The 20,803-nt window shown below is 31.0% G+C and carries 23 protein-coding genes and 1 tRNA gene; 5 read left to right on the top strand and 19 right to left on the bottom strand.

Annotated features, from left to right (window positions below; translation table 11 throughout):
• Nucleotides 1-46: 46 nt before the first annotated feature.
• Nucleotides 47-3,256: a M14 family zinc carboxypeptidase gene (locus INR78_RS00240; protein ID WP_223076986.1), complete on the bottom strand. Its 3,210-nt coding sequence runs from the start codon at nucleotides 3,254-3,256 to the stop codon at nucleotides 47-49.
• 440 nt (nucleotides 3,257-3,696) lie between these two features.
• Nucleotides 3,697-3,770 (bottom strand) — tRNA-Met (locus INR78_RS00235).
• Nucleotides 3,771-3,907: 137 nt separating this feature from the next.
• Here INR78_RS00235 and INR78_RS00230 point away from each other — a divergent pair.
• Nucleotides 3,908-4,294: an START-like domain-containing protein gene (locus INR78_RS00230; RefSeq protein WP_027878695.1), complete on the top strand. Its 387-nt coding sequence runs from the start codon at nucleotides 3,908-3,910 to the stop codon at nucleotides 4,292-4,294.
• 52 nt (nucleotides 4,295-4,346) lie between these two features.
• A complete protein-coding gene (locus INR78_RS00225) occupies nucleotides 4,347-5,189 on the top strand; it encodes an aminotransferase class IV (protein ID WP_223076985.1) in 843 nt (280 codons plus the stop codon).
• Here the strand turns inward: INR78_RS00225 and INR78_RS00220 are convergent.
• From INR78_RS00220 to INR78_RS00200, 5 genes are all read right to left on the bottom strand, one after another.
• A complete protein-coding gene (locus INR78_RS00220; RefSeq protein ID WP_027878697.1) occupies nucleotides 5,186-5,746 on the bottom strand; it encodes a YqgE/AlgH family protein in 561 nt (186 codons plus the stop codon). The two genes, INR78_RS00225 and INR78_RS00220, sit on opposite strands and share 4 nt — an antisense overlap.
• Nucleotides 5,747-5,869: 123 nt before the next feature.
• A complete protein-coding gene (locus tag INR78_RS00215) occupies nucleotides 5,870-6,142 on the bottom strand; it encodes an HU family DNA-binding protein (protein WP_027878698.1) in 273 nt (90 codons plus the stop codon).
• 194 nt (nucleotides 6,143-6,336) lie between these two features.
• Nucleotides 6,337-7,284 carry a methionyl-tRNA formyltransferase gene (fmt, locus tag INR78_RS00210; protein ID WP_223076984.1) on the bottom strand — a complete coding sequence of 316 codons (948 nt, stop codon included), beginning with the start codon at nucleotides 7,282-7,284 and terminating at the stop codon, nucleotides 6,337-6,339.
• A gap of 1 nt (nucleotide 7,285) precedes the next feature.
• The gene (locus INR78_RS00205; RefSeq protein ID WP_223076983.1) at nucleotides 7,286-9,190 is read right to left on the bottom strand and encodes an ATP-dependent DNA helicase RecQ; all 1,905 of its coding nucleotides are present in this window, start codon (nucleotides 9,188-9,190) and stop codon (nucleotides 7,286-7,288) included.
• The gene (locus INR78_RS00200; RefSeq protein ID WP_106678282.1) at nucleotides 9,190-9,732 is read right to left on the bottom strand and encodes an AAA family ATPase; all 543 of its coding nucleotides are present in this window, start codon (nucleotides 9,730-9,732) and stop codon (nucleotides 9,190-9,192) included. Before INR78_RS00200 ends, INR78_RS00205 begins: the two co-directional genes overlap by 1 nt.
• A gap of 89 nt (nucleotides 9,733-9,821) precedes the next feature.
• On the opposite strand from INR78_RS00200, the gene INR78_RS00195 reads away from it, so the two are divergent.
• The 3 genes from INR78_RS00195 to murA all read left to right on the top strand — a co-directional run bounded on the left by INR78_RS00195 (nucleotide 9,822) and on the right by murA (nucleotide 12,156).
• Nucleotides 9,822-10,115, top strand: coding sequence for a DUF493 family protein (locus INR78_RS00195; protein WP_027878702.1), 294 nt, complete (start codon nucleotides 9,822-9,824; stop codon nucleotides 10,113-10,115).
• Between the two features lie 74 nt (nucleotides 10,116-10,189).
• Entirely contained in the window at nucleotides 10,190-10,831 is a 642-nt protein-coding gene (locus INR78_RS00190; RefSeq protein WP_027878703.1) for a DUF4290 domain-containing protein, read from the top strand.
• An 8-nt stretch (nucleotides 10,832-10,839) separates the two neighbouring features.
• Nucleotides 10,840-12,156, top strand: a complete 1,317-nt coding sequence (gene murA, locus INR78_RS00185) for a UDP-N-acetylglucosamine 1-carboxyvinyltransferase (RefSeq protein ID WP_223076982.1) — start codon at nucleotides 10,840-10,842, stop codon at nucleotides 12,154-12,156.
• Between the two features lie 71 nt (nucleotides 12,157-12,227).
• On the opposite strand, the gene INR78_RS00180 is transcribed toward murA, so the two are convergent.
• The 12 genes from INR78_RS00180 to INR78_RS00125 form a co-directional block, all read right to left on the bottom strand.
• Nucleotides 12,228-13,532: a deoxyribodipyrimidine photo-lyase gene (locus tag INR78_RS00180; protein WP_223076981.1), complete on the bottom strand. Its 1,305-nt coding sequence runs from the start codon at nucleotides 13,530-13,532 to the stop codon at nucleotides 12,228-12,230.
• Nucleotides 13,533-13,603: 71 nt separating this feature from the next.
• Entirely contained in the window at nucleotides 13,604-14,065 is a 462-nt protein-coding gene (locus INR78_RS00175) for an SRPBCC family protein (protein WP_027878706.1), read from the bottom strand.
• A gap of 31 nt (nucleotides 14,066-14,096) precedes the next feature.
• Entirely contained in the window at nucleotides 14,097-14,558 is a 462-nt protein-coding gene (locus INR78_RS00170) for a TspO/MBR family protein (RefSeq protein ID WP_223076980.1), read from the bottom strand.
• The gene (locus INR78_RS00165; protein ID WP_036226876.1) at nucleotides 14,551-14,721 is read right to left on the bottom strand and encodes a Lacal_2735 family protein; all 171 of its coding nucleotides are present in this window, start codon (nucleotides 14,719-14,721) and stop codon (nucleotides 14,551-14,553) included. Before INR78_RS00165 ends, INR78_RS00170 begins: the two co-directional genes overlap by 8 nt.
• A gap of 3 nt (nucleotides 14,722-14,724) precedes the next feature.
• Nucleotides 14,725-15,264, bottom strand: a complete 540-nt coding sequence (locus INR78_RS00160) for a glutathione peroxidase (RefSeq protein ID WP_223076979.1) — start codon at nucleotides 15,262-15,264, stop codon at nucleotides 14,725-14,727.
• 5 nt (nucleotides 15,265-15,269) lie between these two features.
• A complete protein-coding gene (locus INR78_RS00155) occupies nucleotides 15,270-15,953 on the bottom strand; it encodes an SDR family NAD(P)-dependent oxidoreductase (RefSeq protein WP_223076978.1) in 684 nt (227 codons plus the stop codon).
• Nucleotides 15,954-15,955: 2 nt separating this feature from the next.
• Nucleotides 15,956-16,177 (bottom strand): hypothetical protein, encoded by a 222-nt coding sequence (locus INR78_RS00150; RefSeq protein ID WP_027878710.1) that lies wholly within the window; start codon nucleotides 16,175-16,177, stop codon nucleotides 15,956-15,958.
• A 3-nt stretch (nucleotides 16,178-16,180) separates the two neighbouring features.
• The gene (folE, locus tag INR78_RS00145) at nucleotides 16,181-16,876 is read right to left on the bottom strand and encodes a GTP cyclohydrolase I FolE (protein WP_106678320.1); all 696 of its coding nucleotides are present in this window, start codon (nucleotides 16,874-16,876) and stop codon (nucleotides 16,181-16,183) included.
• A gap of 58 nt (nucleotides 16,877-16,934) precedes the next feature.
• Nucleotides 16,935-17,213, bottom strand: a complete 279-nt coding sequence (locus tag INR78_RS00140; protein ID WP_106678269.1) for a TIGR03643 family protein — start codon at nucleotides 17,211-17,213, stop codon at nucleotides 16,935-16,937.
• Entirely contained in the window at nucleotides 17,206-17,640 is a 435-nt protein-coding gene (locus INR78_RS00135; RefSeq protein ID WP_223076977.1) for a hypothetical protein, read from the bottom strand. Before INR78_RS00135 ends, INR78_RS00140 begins: the two co-directional genes overlap by 8 nt.
• 106 nt (nucleotides 17,641-17,746) lie before the next feature.
• Nucleotides 17,747-19,231, bottom strand: a complete 1,485-nt coding sequence (locus INR78_RS00130; RefSeq protein WP_223076976.1) for a cryptochrome/deoxyribodipyrimidine photo-lyase family protein — start codon at nucleotides 19,229-19,231, stop codon at nucleotides 17,747-17,749.
• Nucleotides 19,231-20,763, bottom strand: a complete 1,533-nt coding sequence (locus INR78_RS00125; RefSeq protein WP_223076975.1) for a cryptochrome/photolyase family protein — start codon at nucleotides 20,761-20,763, stop codon at nucleotides 19,231-19,233. The genes INR78_RS00130 and INR78_RS00125 overlap by 1 nt, the downstream gene beginning before the upstream one ends.
• Between the last annotated feature and the right edge of the window lie 40 nt (nucleotides 20,764-20,803).

The following is a 20,803-nucleotide window of genomic DNA, read 5'->3' as shown; positions in this document are numbered from 1 at the left end:
GTAAATTTTACATTAGTAGTTTTAAAATTTTTTACGTAAATGTTGATTAATTCTTAATTAGTTTTTTTATGGTTGTTAAACCAGAATCGAGATCTTTAATCTTAACAAAATAAGTTCCAACAGATAAATTCCCTAGATTATCTATTTTTATATTTTGCTTATTAGATTTGATAAATTGAATAGTTCTTCCGCTTATATCAAAAATCTGGATGGAGTGATTATTGTAATTGCTTTGTGATAAATTAATATTAATAGAATTATCAAAAGGATTTGGATAAATAGAAATATTATTAATGTCAAAATTTTCAGTGTTTAAAGTATTTTGAGTTGCATTAAAATAAAAGTTATCTATTGCAATATCACTAGCAAAACCGTCTCCTGTAATTACATTTATTTTCAGTTTTATAGATTGTCCTACGTAGCTAGAAAGGTCTACTAATTGAGTTTTCCATAAATTTTCTGAAGAAGGATCAAGCAGTAAAATACTAGAGTAAGTTTTACCGTTGTTAGTACTTACAAATAGTTCTATAGTAGAACTAGGGTTGTCACCTGCAGTAATATTGTTACCAAACATGTGATAATCAAATGAAAACTCTGGATTTATAAAATCAGTTAAATCAAAGCAAGGACTTATTAACTCAGCAGATTTGTTAGGGCTACCAGAAGGAGTTACATTTGTAGATGCTTCAGTAAATAAATAAAAAGTACCGTTTGATGCACTAGAAGGACCAGTATTATTTGAAGGAGTGCCTCCAGAATTTAATGAAAAATCTATGTCGTCTCCAGAACCTTGAGACCAAAGACCTAAACCATTTTCAAAACTTTCATCATAAGGAAATTGGTCTACAATATCAGAACAAGGAATATTAGATATACTTATAACCTTAAAGTCATCAAATATAAAACCATCAAATGTAGTTGGGTAGCCATCTGCTCTATTTGAATTGTCAGAATTAAATAAAAAACGAAATTGAACATTACTAGCTCCTAATAGCGCAGAATTATTAGTACCGTCTATAAAAATCTCTTCCATAACCCATTTATCCATTGTATCACCATCATATAATAATTCTCCAGTTGGTTGGTTATTTTGATCTGAAGTTGATTTTCCTGTACTTGTATTAGTACTAAAAGAACTACTATATCTATTTGTTAGGTAATCAGACCCAGGCTTAGTATATTTTCCACAAAGATTAATCCAGTTAGAACCATCTGTAGATCCTTGTATTTGGACATAATCAAAATTACGTTCTAAATCCCATTTTGCATAATATTGTACTACAGCTCCAGCAACGTTGGATAGGTCTACAGAAGAATTAAAAGTGATAGCCTTATTAACATTATTAGAATAAGAACCTGAAGGTGAGTCTGTAATGGCTGTAGTACCAGAGTAAGAGTCTGAAGTTGTTCCCCAGCTACCTCCAGAAGTACTCCAGTTAGACATACCCAAAGCGTCTGGATTATCTATGGCTAAAACTGTTGGACTGTAATATTTTATAATGTTAGCTTGATAAATGATATAACCATCATCATTACTTAAAGTTATTTGAAATTCAATAATATCATTAGGTTGTATTCCAGAATCTAAAGTATAATTAGACGTTAATGTTCTTTGTTCTAACTTATTCCAACCTGTTTGCGTTGAAGGTGATGTAATTGAAGTCAAATTAGATGAAACTGGAGTTACGTTTAAAGTAATATCACCTAATGTTTGTCCTAAATATTCTATTCCAAAATCAAAAGTACCAGATAAAGTTGTTACATCACTAGTATTTAAATCATGAAACTGAGCAAACTTACCGCTGTGGTATACGTTCGCAAAGTTCATACGCATTGCTCTTTTAGCAATATCAACAATTTCTGTAGAGTTTGGCCAGAAACCACCTTCACTACCATCCCAAGCACCATTTTCTGGAGCTAAAGCTAAAATGCTTTGACCAGATCCTGTAGAGCCATTAACATCTGCAACACCACCAAGCATCCAATCACTCATATCACCATTAGCGATAGTAAGAATATCTGGAGCTTCACCATAAATGTATCTATTAAAGCGTGTCATATCATGACAAAATTTATGATATTCTGCTTCTCTTCCAGATGCAGGAGCAGCAGGATAACCATTATAAGCATGAGGTATTAGATTAGATGTAGCATGATGATTCATCGCAGTTTTAAAATTTCTTGTTGCAGAAAAATCACGAACTATTTGAGTTTCAGGCTCAGAAAATGCATTTGGGCCTCTATATGTTTGACTGCTTTGTGTTCCAGAAGACCCACCATATATAGGATTTGGTCCCCAAAAATAGTCGTAGTTTCTATTTAAATCTACTCCTCTCGAATTATTATTTCCTGTATTGTATGGACCTAAGTTTTTACGTTGTAAGCCACCACCAGAAGGTGCAATTTGCTCATTCCACATTAATCCATCTGGATTAGCTACTGGGATAAAGTACATTTCGTGATTATCAACTAATTGTTTTATTCCTGGATCGGTATCATAATTTTCTAAGATGTACCACATGTAGAAAATTAAATTCATCATACTACTTACTTCACGAGAGTGAGTCATACCCGAGTATAAAGACTCAGGTTCATTAATTTCATCTATATCAGGATTATCAGATATTCTCACATAGTATATAGGTTGACCTGCCCAAGTGTCGTACTGTCCTCCATTAGTATAAGAATTACCATATGTAGTTTGGTTAGTAGGTGAGGCATCAGTTTTTACAGAAATAAGGTTAGGGTATAGAGCTCTCATTTCATCAAGCTCTGTTAGTACTTCACTGTAAGTTAAACAACCTGCCATACTACCAAGATTAAAATTTTGGGGTACAGCCCAATCAACTTCACTGCAGCCTTCATATTGTATAAAATTGTCAATAGATTCAGTTTGAGTGCTTATGGATCTTTGTGAAGATGATTGTTGTTTCATCTGCTCAAGTTGCATTTTTGCAACTGGCAATTCTATTTCAGTTTTTTTCTTATAGTAATTAATTAAATCATCAATTTTAATATCATAATCTATATTTAATTCGTTAATCTTATTTAACTCAACGCTTCCTACTTCTAATATTAAATTTTTTTCATTAAAAATAGCTCCACAAGAAAGATCAAAACCAGCATCTTTTAATTGTAATAATTCATTTTCTGTAGGGTTCTTAATTTCAATTCTTTTAGAAATTATAGTTGCTTGAGCAAAACTTTTATTTACAACTAATAATAATAAGAGAATTACATAAGTAATTTTTTTCATTTTGTTTAAGGGTTTAATTAATTAATAATTTGGGTTAAGCAATATTAAAATATCCTAATCCATAAATACTATTTCAATTATTGGAATCATCAGTTTTCTTTTAAACGCAAATTTATCCGACAAAAGGTATAAGTATTCGCCTACAAATGTATGTTACTTTGTTTAATTCATCTATAAAACGCATTATTTTTCGATGAAATACACTTTTTTCTTTCTGAAGTAGCGAAAATACGTACACTTAAAACATCTATTATTTTATAAATTGACTATTCATTTTATGAAAAAACACACGTTTTTATGTTAATTATCTGTTTTTTAACAGGTTAAATCTTAATAAAAAAGTAATCTTAATTAATAATAAGTACGGTAATAGTAGAAGAAAAAACAATTTTATTGCTAAATAAAAAAAGCTAAGACATACATCTTAGCTTTTTTTCTTGTAGCGAGGACGAGATTTGAACTCGTGACCTCTGGGTTATGAATCCAACGCTCTAACCAACTGAGCTACCTCGCCATATTTTGGAGGTGCAAATATAATAACATTATTATATCAAGCAAACATTATTTTTAAAATTAAATATTTTTTAAAATGATTTCTAAACTTGTTAATTAATGTATATATTGGCAGTAATAATTTTCAAGTAAAAATAAATGGAAGAAAAAATTAAGTATGAGTTAGAGTTTCCTATCCATGCATCACCGTCATTAATATACCAGTATATTTCAACACCTTCTGGATTGTCAGAATGGTTTGCAGATAATGTTAACTCTAGAGGAGAATTATTTAAATTTATCTGGGATGGAGCAGAAGAACAAGCAAAGTTGCTAACTAAAAAGTCTGGAGAACGTGTAAAATTTAGATGGTTAGATGACGAAGATGATCCATATTACTTTGAAATTAGAATTCAAGTAGACGAAATTACCAAAGATGTATCTTTAATGATTACAGACTATGCTGAAGAAGACGAGGTAGAAGAAGCAAAAATGTTATGGACTAATCAAATCTCTGACTTAAAACAAGTCTTAGGTTCTGCTTAAAAATCACAACAATTAAAGTATATTTGTCCCAAAGAAATTTGGGACTTTTTTTATGATAAATTTTAACGGAAATCTTCAAGATAATAATACAGTAATCACAAACAGTAATCGTGCATATGCCTATGGTGATGGACTTTTTGAAACCATAAAAGCAGTACACGGTAAACTTCTTTTTTTTGAAGATCATTACTTTAGATTAATGGCATCTATGCGTATTATGCGTATGGAGATACCTATGAGTTTTACTTTAGAGTTTCTTCAAGATGAAATTTTAAAAACCATAAAAGCTAATCAATTAGATACAGCTACTTGTAGAGTAAAGTTGCAAGTGCATAGAGTAGAAGGTGGATTATATGAACCAGAAAGTAATGATGTAGAGTTTATTGTTTCAGTAAAAGCTTTAGATCAAGATTTTTATTTATTAAAAGAAGGCGATTATGAAGTTGATTTATTTAAAGACTTTTATGTGTCTCCTAGTTTAATTTCAACATTAAAATCCAATAATAAAGCCTTAAATGTTGTTGGTAGTATTTATGCAAAAGAAAATAAGCTTGACAACTGTTTGTTAATTAATACAAATAAAAGTGTAGTTGAGGCTTTAAACGGAAATGTATTTTTAGTTAAAGGGAATACTATTAAAACACCACCATTATCAGACGGATGTTTAAAAGGAATAATTAGAAAACAATTAATAGAAATTATTAATTTAATGGAAGAATATACTTTAGAAGAAGCTTCTATTTCTCCTTTTGAAATACAAAAAGCTGACGAAATGTTTATTACCAATGTAATAACAGGTATACAACCAGTATCAAAATATAGAAAAAAGCAGTTTGCGACAAATGTGGCAAAAGCATTGTTGCAAAAGTTAAATGTAAAAGTTAGACTAAGCTAGTTATAACTTGGGTTTTCTGGCGCATTAGACCAAATAGAATAATCACCACCTAATTCTAACATCTTTTCTTTCCAGAAGGTTTCATAATCTTTTTCTATGATATCTTTTTCATAAGTGTTTTTTGTAACAACCCATGCATTAGATTTTAATTCGTCTTCTAGTTGGTTTATTTCCCAACCAGAATACCCTAAAAAGAATTTTATATCTTTTTGATCAATTTTCTTTTCGGCAATAAGATTAGCAACTACATTAAAATCTCCTCCCCAAAAAATTCCTAAAGAAATTTCTATGCTATCTGGGATCAAATCTGGTCTTTTATGTATAAAATATAGATTGTCTTGCTCTACAGGTCCACCATTGTAAACTCTAAAAGAGGCATCAAGTTCTGGTATTAAATCTTTAATAGTGTAGTTTAAGGGCTTGTTAAGTATAAATCCAATAGAACCTTCTTTATTATGGTCTGTAAGCAATACTATAGATCTGTTAAAAGAAACATCTCCTATAATAGAAGGTTCTGCAATTAATAAATCACCCTTTTTTGGTTTGGTTGTAGTCATAATTTAAAAGGATTATTACATTAAATGTAACATTAATTTGTTTAAATACCAATTATAATACTCTATTAACAAAAAAAAGCCTTCTAAAATAGAAGGCTTTTTGGTAATTATTTTAAGCAAATACTAGTTTACAGCGTTTGCTAAATCAGATCCAGCTTTAAACTTAACAACGTTTTTAGCTTTGATTTTGATAGTCTTTCCTGTTTGAGGGTTTCTTCCTTCTCTAGCAGCTCTTCTAGTAACTGACCAAGATCCAAAACCAACTAAAGAAACTCTGTTTCCTTTTTGTAAAGCTCCTTCAATTTCGATTAATGCACACTCTAAAGCTTTTTTTGCTGCTGCTTTAGTAATTCCTGCGTGCTCCGCCATAGCGTCGATTAAATCTGTTTTGTTCATAATTTTAATTTTAATTATTAATAAATAGTTGATTAAACATATTTTTGTTAAATCCTCTTACAAATTTATACGGATTATGCTACTATGCAAGTAATAGTAAGGGAAATAGAGTGTTTTGTTAATAAGTTGCCTCTTTTGTTAATAAAGAAGCTTGTTTTTTTTGCTTTTTTAATAAAATCAGTGATAATAAGGTTTTACAGCATTTTTGCATTTTCACTTAAAGAAAATCCGTTTAAAAGTGATTTTACATCCATATTTCTCTTTCCTGGAAGCTTAATTTCTAGTATTGATATAAAACCACCTTTTACTGCTACCTTAATTGAGGATTTGTCAAAAATAACAGTTCCTGTTGTTAAATTATGATTTTCGGATTCTTTTTCAGCTTTATAAATTTTTACGTCTAATTCTTCATCTTCATTTTTTAAAATAGACCATGCAGCGGGATATGGACTAAGTCCTCTAATTTGGTTAAATATTTGGTCTAAATCTGCTTCCCAATTAATTTTACAATTATCTCTATTTAATTTATAAGCTGTTTTACTAATAGCATCTTCCGGTTGAGGTGTTGTGTTTACATTTCCTTTTTCTATAAGTTTTATGGTGTCTATAACTAGATCGCTACCAATATGCATTAATTTGTCATGTAAACTACCGGCATTTTCTGTTGGATCAATTTCTATTTCTTTTTGAAGGATCATTTCTCCTGTATCAATTTTTTCATCTATAAAAAATGTAGATACGCCTGTTTTTGTTTCGCCATTTATTATTGCCCAATTTATTGGTGCTGCACCGCGATAGTTTGGTAATAATGAAGCATGAAGATTAAATGTACCATGTTTTGGCATATCCCAAACTACTTTTGGTAACATTCTAAAAGCTACTATAATTTGTAGGTTAGCATTTAAAGCTTTTAACTCTTCTAAAAAATCTTCGCTTTTAAGGTTTGTTGGTTGTAAAATGTGTAATCCTTTTTCTTTTGCAAAGGTTTTTACAGCGCTTTCGTTTAATTTTCTTCCACGACCTGCTGGTCTATCTGGTGCTGTAATAACACCAACTACATTATAATTATGCTCTAATATGGTTTTTAAGGTTTGCACAGCAAAATCTGGCGTCCCCATAAATACTATTCGTAAATCTTTCATTTTATAAATGTTTTAATTTATAAGTGTTTGTTGCTGTAACTTCTATTATGTTACGCTCTAACATTTGTTTTAAAGTATTGTTTATTTGTTCTTCAGAAAAAGGTAATGCTTTAAATAAGTCTTTAGAGCTTAAATGACCAAATTCTAATTGTTTTATAATTTCTTTATTGACATCTGCTGAAGTCGTTTTAACTGGAGTATTTTTCTTTTTAATACAGACTGAGCAAATTCCACATTCCTCTAATTCTTTTTCTCCAAAATAGGATAGTAGCTGAATGCTTTTACAAACGTCATTATTATTTACATAATCTAAAACAGCTTTAACTTGCTTTTGCTTTAAGTCGTTTTGTTGTTTTATTGTTTTAGCAATACGGTTAATTGTTTTATCATCTTCTCTTGGTTCTATAAAGGTGATTTGAGCATCTGTTTTATGAATGTTAAGTGTAATAACTTCATCTTTTTCTAAATGCTTTAACGCCATAAAAAGTTGCTGTTCACTTACATTTGCTTTATTAGCAACTAAATTGTTATTTATTTTCGTTTGATGTTCAAAAATACCACCATAGGTTCTTAAAATAGATTTGACGATGGTAGCAAGTTGTTTATTGGTTTCTAAATAAGAAAACAATGCTTTGTTAGGTATAATAAATTGTACTTCTGTACGGTTATTAAATTGTTTGCTTAAAGTTATTACGCTATTTCTATCTAAAATTTGTAATGTATTGTAAGCGCTTGTTGAGTTAAAGCTATAGGTTTTACAAAAGTGATTAAAATTAAATTCAAAAGTTTGGTAAGCGCCTTCACCATAAGACACTTGAAAATAGTTACTTAATTTTCTATATACAGTTTTAACAAAATCTACTGTAGGTAATACACTTATAAATTGTTTGTGTAAAAGAGCATCGTCATTTTTGTTTTTTAAGATAACTGCGTATGCTTTAGTATTATCTCTTCCTGCACGACCTGCTTCTTGAAAGTAGTTTTCTATACTATCTGGTAAGTTTAAATGTATAACTGTTTTTACATCTGGTTTGTCTATACCCATTCCAAATGCATTAGTCGCCACCATAACTTGCTTTTGATTAGTTATCCATTGGTTAAGATGTTGGTCTTTTTCTGTATTATTTAAACCGCCATGATAAAAAGTACTACTGATATTTTTTTGTTCTAAAAAGTTAGAAATTTCAATGGTCAGTCTTCTGTTTCTAACGTAAATAATAGAGGATTGTTTATTTTTATTTAAAATAGCTTCTAAACGAAAAAATTTATCTTCTTCTTCAAAAACCATATAAGCAATATTTTTTCTGTAAAAAGATTGCTTAAAGATTTTTGGATCTAAAAAATCAAGCTCGGTTACAATATCGTCAATAACATTAGGTGTTGCACTAGCTGTTAGCGCAATAACGTTAACGCTTGGTTGTAATTCTCTTAATAAGGTTATGTTTTTATAGGCAGGTCTAAAATCGTTTCCCCATTGGCTTATACAATGTGCTTCGTCTACAGCAATTAAATTAACATTCATTTGTCTAATACGATCTTGTACTAGTTCTTGTTGTAAACGTTCTGGAGATATGTATAAAAACTTATAATTCCCGTAGATACAATTATCTAAAAGGGTATCAATTTCAGTAGGTTTTATTCCGCTAGTTAATGCAATTGCTTTAATACCTTTATTTTGTAAGGCTCTAACTTGATCTTTCATTAACGCCACTAAAGGCGAAATAACTATACAAATACCATCTTTAGCTAAAGCCGGAACTTGAAAACAAATACTTTTTCCGCCACCAGTTGGTAGTAACGCAAAAGTGTCTTCGCCATTTAAAACAGCGTTTATAATATCTTCTTGTAAAGGTCTAAACGATGTAAATTTCCAATAACGTTCTAATATATTTATTGGATGTTGCATTACAAGGCTTTTACAACGTTTAAAATATGGTTAGCTCTTTCTTCGATACTTCCAAAAGGTACGTCTTGCAAGTGATAATCGTATTTTTTGTAGGTTTCTAAAAGGCTTTCGTGTATTTGTTTTGCTTGTTCAAAGTTTTCATAACGTTCGTTATCACTTCTAAAAATTTCTTGCCAAGGTGCTAAAATAAATACATAATCATAAGTATTTTCTTGGCATGATGTAATGAAATTTTCAGGATAACTTTCGTTAGCATAATCCATATATGCAACAACATCTGGTATACCTCGATCTAAGAATACAAACTCATTATTACTGTTTTCTGCTTCTACATATTGTTGTTCTCTTCCTTTTAATAATAACTCGCTAAACAATAAAGGTTTGGTTAAAAACAACTGTTCAATACCATCTTTTCTTGCGTTTAATATAACTTGTCTAGAGATTTCTTCGTAGCAGGTATAACCACGTTTTGTAAGCTCGTTAATAATTGAAGATTTTCCTGTTCCTGGTCCGCCAGTAATAACTATTTTTTTTGTAATCAAAGTCTGTAAATTAAAGTGTAAAAATCGGAATTAAATTCTTTAAAAAAAAATGTAAACAAATTGGTATATTTGCGACTTATAATAACGCTATGGATAATATACCAAATAAAGACGAATTTTACGCTAAGTTAAAAAGCCAATTGCAAGATACCGCAATGTGGCCTACAGAGTATTTATATAAATTTATTGTGCAAACCGAAAAATCAAAAATTGAACACGTAGAGGTTATTTTTGATAATATGGGCGCAGTAATTAATACAAAAGAATCTAGCAATGGTAAATATACCAGCGTTTCGGTTAGCGTAAAAATGAAAAATCCAGACCATGTTATAGAAAAGTATAAAGAGGTCGGAGAAAAAATTGAAGGCGTAATAAGCCTTTAATTTTTTTTTGTATTTTGCAACTGCATTTAGAAACTTCAAAATGCAAAATATATAAATACTACACTTATTTAATTTTGATAGACAATTTAGAGTATAACACAGAGCGTGAACACTTGATTATTCCAGAGTATGGTAGACATATTCAAAAAATGATTAACTATGCAAAATCACGCGAAACAAAAGAAGAACGTAATAAAGTAGCCAAATCTATAATTGCAGTAATGGGTAATTTACAACCACATTTACGCGATGTTCCAGATTTTCAGCACAAACTTTGGGATCAACTATTTATTATGTCTAATTTTGAGTTGGATGTAGATTCACCATTTGAAAAACCTTCTAAAGAAGAATTATCAGAACGTCCTGTACCATTAAAATATCCGCAAAACTTTCCAAAATATCGTTTTTACGGAAACAATATTAAAACGATGATTGACGTTGCTAGAACATGGGAAGAAGGCGAAATGAAAGAAGCATTAGTGTATACTATTGCAAACCATATGAAAAAATGTTTCTTAAACTGGAATAAAGATACGGTTGAAGACGATGTAATTTATGATCATTTATTTGAATTATCTAATGGCGAATTAAATATCAAAAATTCAGAAGAAGATTTAACAGACTCTAGTAGTCTAATGAAAGCTTCTAGCGGAAAGAAATATTCCAACAACAAAAAAGGACACAAAAAGAATAACAGAAACCGAAAAAGATACTAAACTTATTTATGGGAACATTTAAAATTGAAGGTGGACACCAATTAAAAGGAAGCATTCAACCTCAAGGAGCAAAAAACGAAGCATTACAAATCTTATGTGCAGTATTATTAACTCCAGAAAAAGTCACCATAAATAACATACCCGATATAATAGACGTCAATAAACTAATTACTTTATTAGGAAACTTAGGCGTTAAAGTAGAAAAACTTTCTGAAGGTATTTACAGTTTTCAAGCAGATCAAGTAGATTTAAAATATTTAGAGTCTGCAGCTTTTAAAGAAGAAGGACGCGGTTTACGTGGCTCAATAATGATTGTTGGTCCATTATTAGCACGATTTGGTAAAGGATATATCCCAAAACCAGGTGGCGATAAAATTGGTCGTCGTCGTTTAGATACTCACTTTGAAGGATTTATAAATCTTGGAGCTAAATTTAGATACAACCGTGAAGATTATTTTTACGGCGTAGAAGCAGATCAATTAGTAGGAACCGATATGCTTTTAGATGAAGCATCTGTAACAGGTACAGCAAACATTGTAATGGCTGCTGTATTAGCAAAAGGTACTACGACAATATACAACGCAGCTTGCGAGCCTTATTTGCAGCAATTATGTAAAATGCTTAATAGAATGGGCGCAAAAATCTCTGGCGTTGGTTCTAACTTATTAACTATTGAAGGTGTTGAAAGTCTTGGCGGAACAGAGCATACCATGTTACCAGATATGATCGAAATTGGTAGCTGGATTGGTTTGGCAGCAATGACAAAGTCTGAGCTTACTATAAAAAATGTAAGTTGGGATGATTTAGGACAAATACCAAATGTTTTTAGAAAACTAGGAATTACTGTTGAAAAACAAGGAGACGATATACATATTCCTGCACATACAGATGGTTACGAAATACAAAACTATATAGATGGTTCTATTCTAACTATAGCAGATGCCCCTTGGCCAGGTTTTACTCCAGATTTATTAAGTATTGTTTTGGTTGTAGCTACACAGGCTAGAGGAGAAGTACTAGTACACCAAAAGATGTTTGAAAGTCGTTTATTCTTCGTAGATAAATTAATAGATATGGGTGCAAAAATTATCCTTTGCGATCCGCATCGTGCTACAGTTATTGGTCATGATTTTAAATCACAATTAAAAGCAACAACCATGGTGTCTCCAGATATTAGAGCTGGAATTAGTTTGTTAATTGCTGCACTTTCTGCAAAAGGAACAAGTACAATTCATAATATCGAACAAATTGATAGAGGTTATCAAAAAATAGTAGAACGTCTTAAAGCTATTGGAGCTAAAATAGAACGTTTAGAAGGAAATTAATTTTAATTAATTCCTAAAAAAATAAAAAGCATCTAATTTTAATTTAGATGCTTTTTTGTTTAATGTTTTTTCTAGGATACAGCTTCTTTATAAACCTTTAAGCAGCGTTCTCTAGCTTCTTTATGATCTACAATTGGTTTAGGATATGTTGACTTTTGATACTCTGGGACCCATTTTTTTATATACTTATGTTCTTTATCAAACTTATCAATTTGTGTGGTTGGATTAAAAATTCTAAAGTATGGCGCTGCATCTACACCAGATCCTGCAACCCATTGCCAGTTACCAACGTTGCTTGCCATTTCGTAATCGTGTAATTTTTTGGCAAAATAGGCTTCGCCCCAACGCCAATCTATTAATAAATGCTTGCATAAAAAACTACCAACTAACATGCGTACACGGTTATGCATAAAACCAGTTGCGTTTAGCTCTCGCATACCAGCATCTACTAATGGGTAACCTGTATTTCCTGTTTTCCAAGCTTCAAACTCTTCTTTATTATTTCGCCATTTTATGTTATCGTATTTAGATTTAAACGCATTGGTTTGCGTTTTTGGATAATGCCATAAAATTTGCATAAAAAACTCTCGCCAAATTAACTCTTGCCAAAAGATTTCGTTTTTTTCTGCAATTGCTTTTTTAACCATTTTACGCACACTTACGGTGCCAAATCGTAGATGTGGACCAAGTTTTGAAGTCGCGTCTTTGGCAGGAAAATTTCTTTTGTCTTCGTATTCTTGGATTAACGTTGGTGTTACTGTATAATCTGCAATTTTTTGTGAAGACGTTTTAAATCCCATGTCAGAAAGCGTTACGTTTGGTAATCTTGTGTTTTTTACCAAATTGTCTAAATACTCGTTAGTGTAATAGATGTTGAGGTCGTAGTTTTTAAAGTTTTCTTTCCAAGTACGCATGTATGGTGTGTAGACAACGTATGGATCGCCATCTTGCTTAACTACTTCGTCTTTTTCAAAGATAACTTGGTCTTTAAAGGTTTTAAAATTGATGTCATTTTCAGATAAGATGGTTTCAATTTCTGTATCACGTGTCTTAGCGTAAGGCTCGTAATCGTGATTGGTGTAAACCGTATCTATTTCGTAATCTTCAACTAACTGTTTAAAAACTTCTTTTAGAGTACTGTAATATATTGCAATACTACTGTCACGTTCATCTTGAAGCGTTTTTCTCATGCTTTGCAATGTATCAAAAATGAAAGTTACTCTAGCGTCATCTTCTGGTAATTCGTTTAAAATTTCTTTATCAAAAATAAAGATAGGTAACACAGGTTTATCTGCTTTTAGAGCATTGTAAAAGCCTACGTTATCATCTAATCTTAGGTCACGTCTAAACCAGAATATATTTAAAGGTTGTTTCATTTGTTAGTACTTAAAGTAGTTAAAGTGTCTATAGTTGTAAGTATTTAAAGTTAGTGTTTTTGTCTGTCTGATTAAAATTTACCAAATAATTCTTCCAGTTTTTTGGTACGATAATCAAAGATTTCTTTAAGCTTTGGTTTAACTAAAATAGGATGCACTAATTGTCCTAATATGCCCATTGGGATTTTGTAATCTATAATGTCTTCCATTTCTACGCCGCCATCAATTTCTTTAATAAAATGCTTGTGATGCCACAGTGAATATGGACCAAAACGTTGTTCGTCTACAAAATATTCGCCATCAATAACATGAGTAATTTCTGTTACCCATTTTGTTTTGATCCCTAAAACTGGTGTTACAATATATTGAATAATTTGACCTGCAAACATTGGTCTATCTGCTCCAGAAAGGATATGAAATCCCATATAATCTGGCGTGATGACTTTTAAGTTTTTAGGGTCTGACAAAAAATCCCAAGCTTCTTGTTTTGTGATTGGTAAATTTTGTTTTTGATGTAATCTGTATATTTTCATAGCTTAAGTTTTTCCACGAAAGTGAGATCCTTTAATTGTTTATTAGAATGTAAGCATTTAAAGATGTAGCAATTAGTAACCAAATCATATAAGGTAATAGGAGTAAACTTTTGGTTTTCATTATGTTTTTAAAGCTGAAAAAGATGTAAAACACAACAATAGTTAGTAGTATTATCGTAATTAACCCTAATAAAATTAAATGTTGGTTGAAGAAAATGAAATTCCAAATAATGTTTAAAAAGACTTGAATACTAAAGGCTATTTTAATGTTTTTAGAGCTTAATTTAGAAAATAAGTATGTTAAATAGATAGAAAAACACACCATAATAGTCGTCCAAGCTACACCAAATAGCCAGCCTGGTGGCGTCCATGGTGCTTTATTTAAATTAAGATACCATTCTGATGTTGGTCCGTTATTCATCAATAAACTACCTAAGCCTAAACTACCAAGATTTATAAAAAGGAAGAATAAAAATCTTTTAAGATTATTCATTTTTTAAGGATTCAATTTTATTCATAATAGCTTCTGCTTCTGCATACACTTCATCACTTTTAGATCTATTGGTAGTTGAAAGTTTATGCCACTTTTGCATTAGTTTTTCGTATTTTACTTGTAGTTTTTCTACTTCAGATTTTGATTTAAAAAGTCCAAACATTTTTTACTTTAAATATTTTAAAATTTTATTACTTTTTGGTGATGTTACCGAAAGAAAATAATCTATTAACTGTCCGTCTGGACCCACTAAATATTTTTGGAAATTCCATTTTACTTTAGAATTCTTTATTCCATTTTTTTCTTTCTGGGTTAACCAAGCATACAAAGGATGTTTGTTTTTACCTTTTACTTCAATTTTTTCTGTCATTAAAAACGAAACTCCGTAATTAGCTTGGCAAAAAGACATAATTTGGTCTTTATTTCCTGGTTCTTGGTTCCCAAATTGGTTACAAGGGACGCCTATTATTATAATTTTATCACCATAAGTATCATGAAGACTTTGTAAGTCTTCATATTGAGGAGTAAATCCACATTTAGATGCAACATTTACAAACAAAATGTGTTTGCCTTTAAATGCTTTAAAGTCTATTGGTTGTCCTTGTAAGCTATTAATGTTTATATCGTAAATAGAAGTTTGCTTTTGCAAATCTGATTTACTTGAAACAGTACATAATGTTAACAAAAAGGCTTTTAAAACATTCATATACTCTAAATTTTAAAGCTTACAATACCACAATCTAAATCAAACACTTGTCCAGAGATAGAAGATGCTTTATCAGAACATAAAAATGTAGCCATATTTGCGACATCTTCTGGTTGTAAATATTTTTTTAGAGGATGACGCTCTCGCATATTTTCTTCTTGCTTCTCGTTACGCAAAAGTTTTGATGCTAAATCTGTGTTAGTCACAGTCGGAGCAACTGCGTTTATTCTAACAGTTGGCGCCAATTCGGCACCAACAGATTTTACTAAACCTTCAACAGCACTTTTTGATGCTGCAACGCTAGTATGAAAAGGCATACCTAACTTTGTCGCAACAGTGCTAAATAATACAACAGAAGGATTATTACCTTTCTTTAAAGTATCTGTGTATTTTTGTAACGCTTTTACGGCTCCAATGACGTTAATTTCAAAATCGGCTCTAAAATCGTCTAATTTTAAGCGTCCGATAGGTTTTAAATTGATACTTCCGGGACAATAAATTAGATGGTCTAAGTTTTCTATATCAGGTAAATCATCAGTTAAAACATCACAAGAATGGTGTGTTAAATTTTCATGAGAAAAGTCAGGCTTATTCCTGCTAATGTTAGTGACTTTATGTGTGTCTAAAAAACTTTTAGTAATAGCTTTTCCTATACCTTTACTTCCGCCAATAATAACTAGATGGTTCATAGTTATATAGTTACTGTAGTTGGTAAACGTTTTTCTACTTTACGTTTTATAGCGGTTAAGCGTTTCATTAAGTCCATGATTTTTTCGTCTTTCTTTTTCTTATAAATTTGATTTAATTCTAAGATTAAAGACTTTGCCTGTCTTGATAATTTTACACGATCGCTAGTAGATAAAGATCTTAAACTAGTTTGCTCAAACTCTAATGCTTTTTCAATTGTACTCATAGCTTATTGTTTTAAATAGTTTTGTAATTCTGAAATTTTTTGTGGATTGGTAAATTGTCCACTATAAAAAGTTGTAACCGTAGCAGAAGTATCATCCTTTACGCCTCTTGATGATACACAAAGATGTTTAGCATCTATGATAACAGCTACGTCTTCTGTATTTAAAATTTGTTTTAAATCTTCGCCAATTTGATTAGTTAAACGTTCTTGTACTTGAGGTCTTTTTGCATAATATTGTACAATTCTGTTAAGTTTAGAAAGACCAATTACTTTTCCTGAAGATATGTAAGCTACGTGGGCTTTACCTATAATTGGAACAAAGTGATGCTCGCAGTTAGAATAAAAGGTTATATCTTTTTCTACTAGCATTTGGTTGTACTGATATTTATTATCAAACAAAGCTATTTTGGGCTTATTGGCAGGGTTAAGTCCAGAAAAGATTTCTTCAACATACATTTTTGCTACACGTTTTGGTGTACCTTTTAATGAATCGTCGGTTAGGTCTAAACCAAGCACATCCATAATTTCTTCAAAAAGAATAGAGATACGTTCTTTTTTTTCTTCATCAGAAATTTTAAATGCATCTTTTTTCATTGGTGTTTCTAGACTGGTAAATAAATGATCATCACCGATGTCTTCAATAGAAAATCCATTTAATTTGTGTCCGTTGGTTGGAGTTACTAATTTTTCTTTATTCATAGCATCTTTTTTAATTGCTGTTTTCAATAATTGAAACAAAGCAGATTGGTTGTTTTATCTAACGTTTAGATATTTTATTGTGTGTAATTTGTTTTTGTCTACTGCATTTAAATCTTCCATTTTCAAAAGATCTAAGTTTTTGATGTTTAGTAGCTCTTCCTTGTACACGTTTGCGCCAAAGTCTAAAACTACTAGGTTTCATCTCTCTACGCATAAGGTTTATGACTTCTTGTTCTTTTAATCCAAACTGAAAGGCAATAGCATCAAAGGTAGTTCTATCTTCCCAAGCCATTTCAATAATTCTATCAATTTCTCTTATCGTAAAATTCTTATTCATTATGTGGTATTGTTGAAAATTGACTATCAAAATTTATTTTTTGATCTAATAGCTTTTTAAAAAATTGCTTATTTTCTTTAAAGGTTTTGTTTTTTCTAAAATGAATAAATTTTCCATCTGCATGTATACTTGCGCCATTTGTTTTATAAATAACTAGTTTATAATATGGAATAACCCAAGCAAAGCGTTGTAATCCTTTACCAATATGAATCAAAATTCCTTTTGGTCTTAATTCAATACTACCGTAATTTATATCGTTTACTAAATTAACTATGGTATGTAGGTTAGGACTAACCTCGTCAATTATCATACGTTTAGAACCGATACCTTTTAATTTTATAGCTTTAATAAAGGAAAAAGGCTTACCCACCAAATTATTAATTTGTTTAGTAATTTCTTTATCGGTATAAGAAGTGTTAAAAAGCAATAGTTAAACTTTAAGATTCTAATCAAATTTACAAAATGTTTAACCTTTTAAAAAATAAGTTAAACAATATTTAACATATTATTTTTTGATGCATAATAATTAAAATCTATCGCTTATTAAGCATTTTTGTACGGTCGTTTAAAGTATGTCGTTTTAAAATGCGATAGCTTTCTTGTTTTACTATAAAATCATCTTTAAGTCCCCATAATATATCACTAGCTTTTTTTCTTGTTTCTTTTTCATTTACTATAGGAAAAGGATAGTGTTTGCCTAAAATGAAGCCTGTTAGTTGTTGATCAAAATAGGTTATTTCACTGGGATTATGTATAAACGGAGTTTCTAAATTTGCCAATTCAGGAACCCATTGTTTTATAAATTTACCTTCAGGATCGTGCTCTAGACTATTTTTTAATGGATTGTAAATGCGTAACATATTAATTCCCGTTTCGCCAGCTTGCATTTGTATTTGCGGATAATGTATACCAGGTTCAAAATCTAAAAACAAACTCGCTAAATGTTCGCTTAAATTTTGCCAAGGTTGCCAAAGATTATGTGTGAAAAACGAAACCACTAAAGCACGCATTCTAAAATTTAAATAGCCCGTAGTATTTAAGCAGCGCATGCAAGCATCTACTAACGGAAAACCTGTTTTGCCTTCTTTCCAAGCATTTTGAAATTCAACGTTTACAGGTTTTTCAAGTTGATGAAAGCCTTTATTTACACTTTTAAATTCCATTGAATGTTCCATTTCAAACTTCTGAATAAAGTGTGCTTGCCAGCGTAAACGTGATACAAATGCGTTTAAATGACGCCTGTTTTTACCTTTTTCTCTTTCTATTGAAGCAGTATTAATAACTTGTTTTATGGATAAATTACCCCAAGCTATGTAAGGCGATAATCGGCTACAACCTGTTCTAGCTTCTAAAGGTTTCGAAATATGAAACATGTAGTTTTTATAGCGATTATTGAAAAAAGACTGCATGTATTTTATCCCTGTTGTTGTACCGCCTTTCTGAAAATTTTTGTTGTGAATAGTTTCTGTTGAAATGGTTTTAAACTGAAGTTCTAATGCTTCAACTGAAGCAATACTTAATAACTGATTTTGTTTTGGCTGAAACTGTAACTCTGGTTGCATCATAAAATGATCCCAATCTTCAAACCAAGTGTTGCGGTTTCTAAGTCCGCGTTGTACGCCATTATTAGTATTTTCTATCCAAGTGATATGTTGAGTTCGGCAAAATTCCGCGAAAGCGATATCTCTTTTAAACGTTGAAAGTATACCTGTTTCCATATGAGAAAACACATGTGTAATATTGAATTGTTTTTGAAGTTGCTCAACTATATTTTCAATAGAATTATTGACGATTAAAACTTTGGTATTATAAGGTTTTAGTTGCTGATTTAAATCCGTTAAAGACTGTTTTACAAAATCCCAATGACGTTGGCTGTAATGTTTATCTTGAAGTAAAAAATCCTCGAAAGTGTAGAGGAGAAGTACGTTTTGTTTGGTGTTTATGGCGTTGGTAATGGCTTCGTTATCCTGTAAACGAAGGTCGCGTTTTAACCAAACGATGCTAAGGTTGTTTTTCATTAAAAATTGTCAGAATTTTCAATTATACTTTGTGCACGTTTTTTGATGTTTACAAGTTGGTCTTTATCCATTTTATCAAGTAAACTGTACATCATTCCCATACGACGATTATTGCCTAAAATACTGCGTTTGTCATCTAAAAAATTCCAGTATAAGCTGTTAAACGGACACGCTTTTTCGCCTAATTTTTCCTTTTTATCATAATAGCAATCGTCACAATAATTACTCATTTTATTAATGTAGCTTCCGCTAGAAACGTAGGGTTTTGTAGCAATTTTTCCGCCATCTGCAAATTGGCTCATGCCACGCGTATTGGGTAGTTGTACCCATTCTAAAGCATCAACATAAATACCTAAATACCATGCATCAACATCGTCTGGATTTATTTGTGCGAGCAACGCAAAATTACCAGTTACCATCAAGCGCTGTATGTGATGCGCGTAACCATTGTCAAGACTGTTGGTTATGGCATTTTTTAGGCAGTTCATTTTAGTATTTCCTGTCCAATAAAATTCAGGTAGTTTATTGGTATTTTCTAAGTGGTTTTCGGTTTTGTAATCTGGCATTAAAGCCCAATACATACCGCGCATATACTCTCGCCAACCAATAATTTGACGAATAAAACCTTCAACTTGAGAAATATCAATATTGTCACCATGTTTACGCCAATAATTTAAAACGGTATCCACGATATTTTTAGCTGAAATAAGCTTGATATTCATCGCAAAAGACAATCGCGAATGGAATAAATACACATCGTCCGTATGCATGGCATCTTGATAATCCCCAAAATGAATGAGCAATTCCTCACAAAAATATTTAAGTTGATCTAACGCTTGCGCTCGGGTAATTGGATAACTAAACGTTTTAGTATCAAAGTTACCAATGGTTTTGATGTCACTGTTTTTAATTAGCTCAACAATATCTGAAACGTCATTTTTAAAATATTTGTATGACGGAATGTTATGCTCTCCTTTCCATTTGTTGCGATTACTTTTGTCGTAGTTCCATTTACCGCCTTCAGGTTGTTTTCCAGCCATTAAAATATCGTGTTTTTTACGCATATCGCGGTAAAAATTCTCCATTAAATATTGCTTTTTTCCTTTAAAAAAAGCTTTAAAATCCTCGCGTTCTGTGTAAAAATGTTCTGTTGAAAACGCTTCAGATTCAATATCTAAAGACTTGCAAAACTCTGACAATTGTTGGTCTAAACGATACTCGTCTGGTAATTGGTATTCAAACTTTTTAATGTCGTGTTTTTTGATGAGTTGTTTTAAATTTTCTACTAAATCTTGCGTGTTGTTTTTATCGTCTAGTTTGTAATAGTCTACGTTAAAATTGTTGTCTTTTAAGTGATTTGAAAACGCACGCATTGCAGCAAAAAAGCCAATTATTTTTTGAATATGATGTGTAACATAATCGGTTTCTTGGCGCATTTCAAATAGACAATACACTACATTTTTATCGTTGGTTTTATACCAACTGTGTTTGCTGTTTAATTGATCGCCTAGTATAAGTCTAAGTGTTTTCATGAATTCTTTTTTAGTCTTCGACTGCGCTCAGACTGACATA

Source organism: Mesoflavibacter sp. SCSIO 43206 (genome assembly GCF_019904215.1).
In the GTDB taxonomy this organism is placed as follows: domain Bacteria; phylum Bacteroidota; class Bacteroidia; order Flavobacteriales; family Flavobacteriaceae; genus Mesoflavibacter; species Mesoflavibacter zeaxanthinifaciens.
The sequence above is the reverse complement of the archived record's forward strand: the minus strand, read 5'-3'. Positions and strand labels throughout refer to the sequence as shown.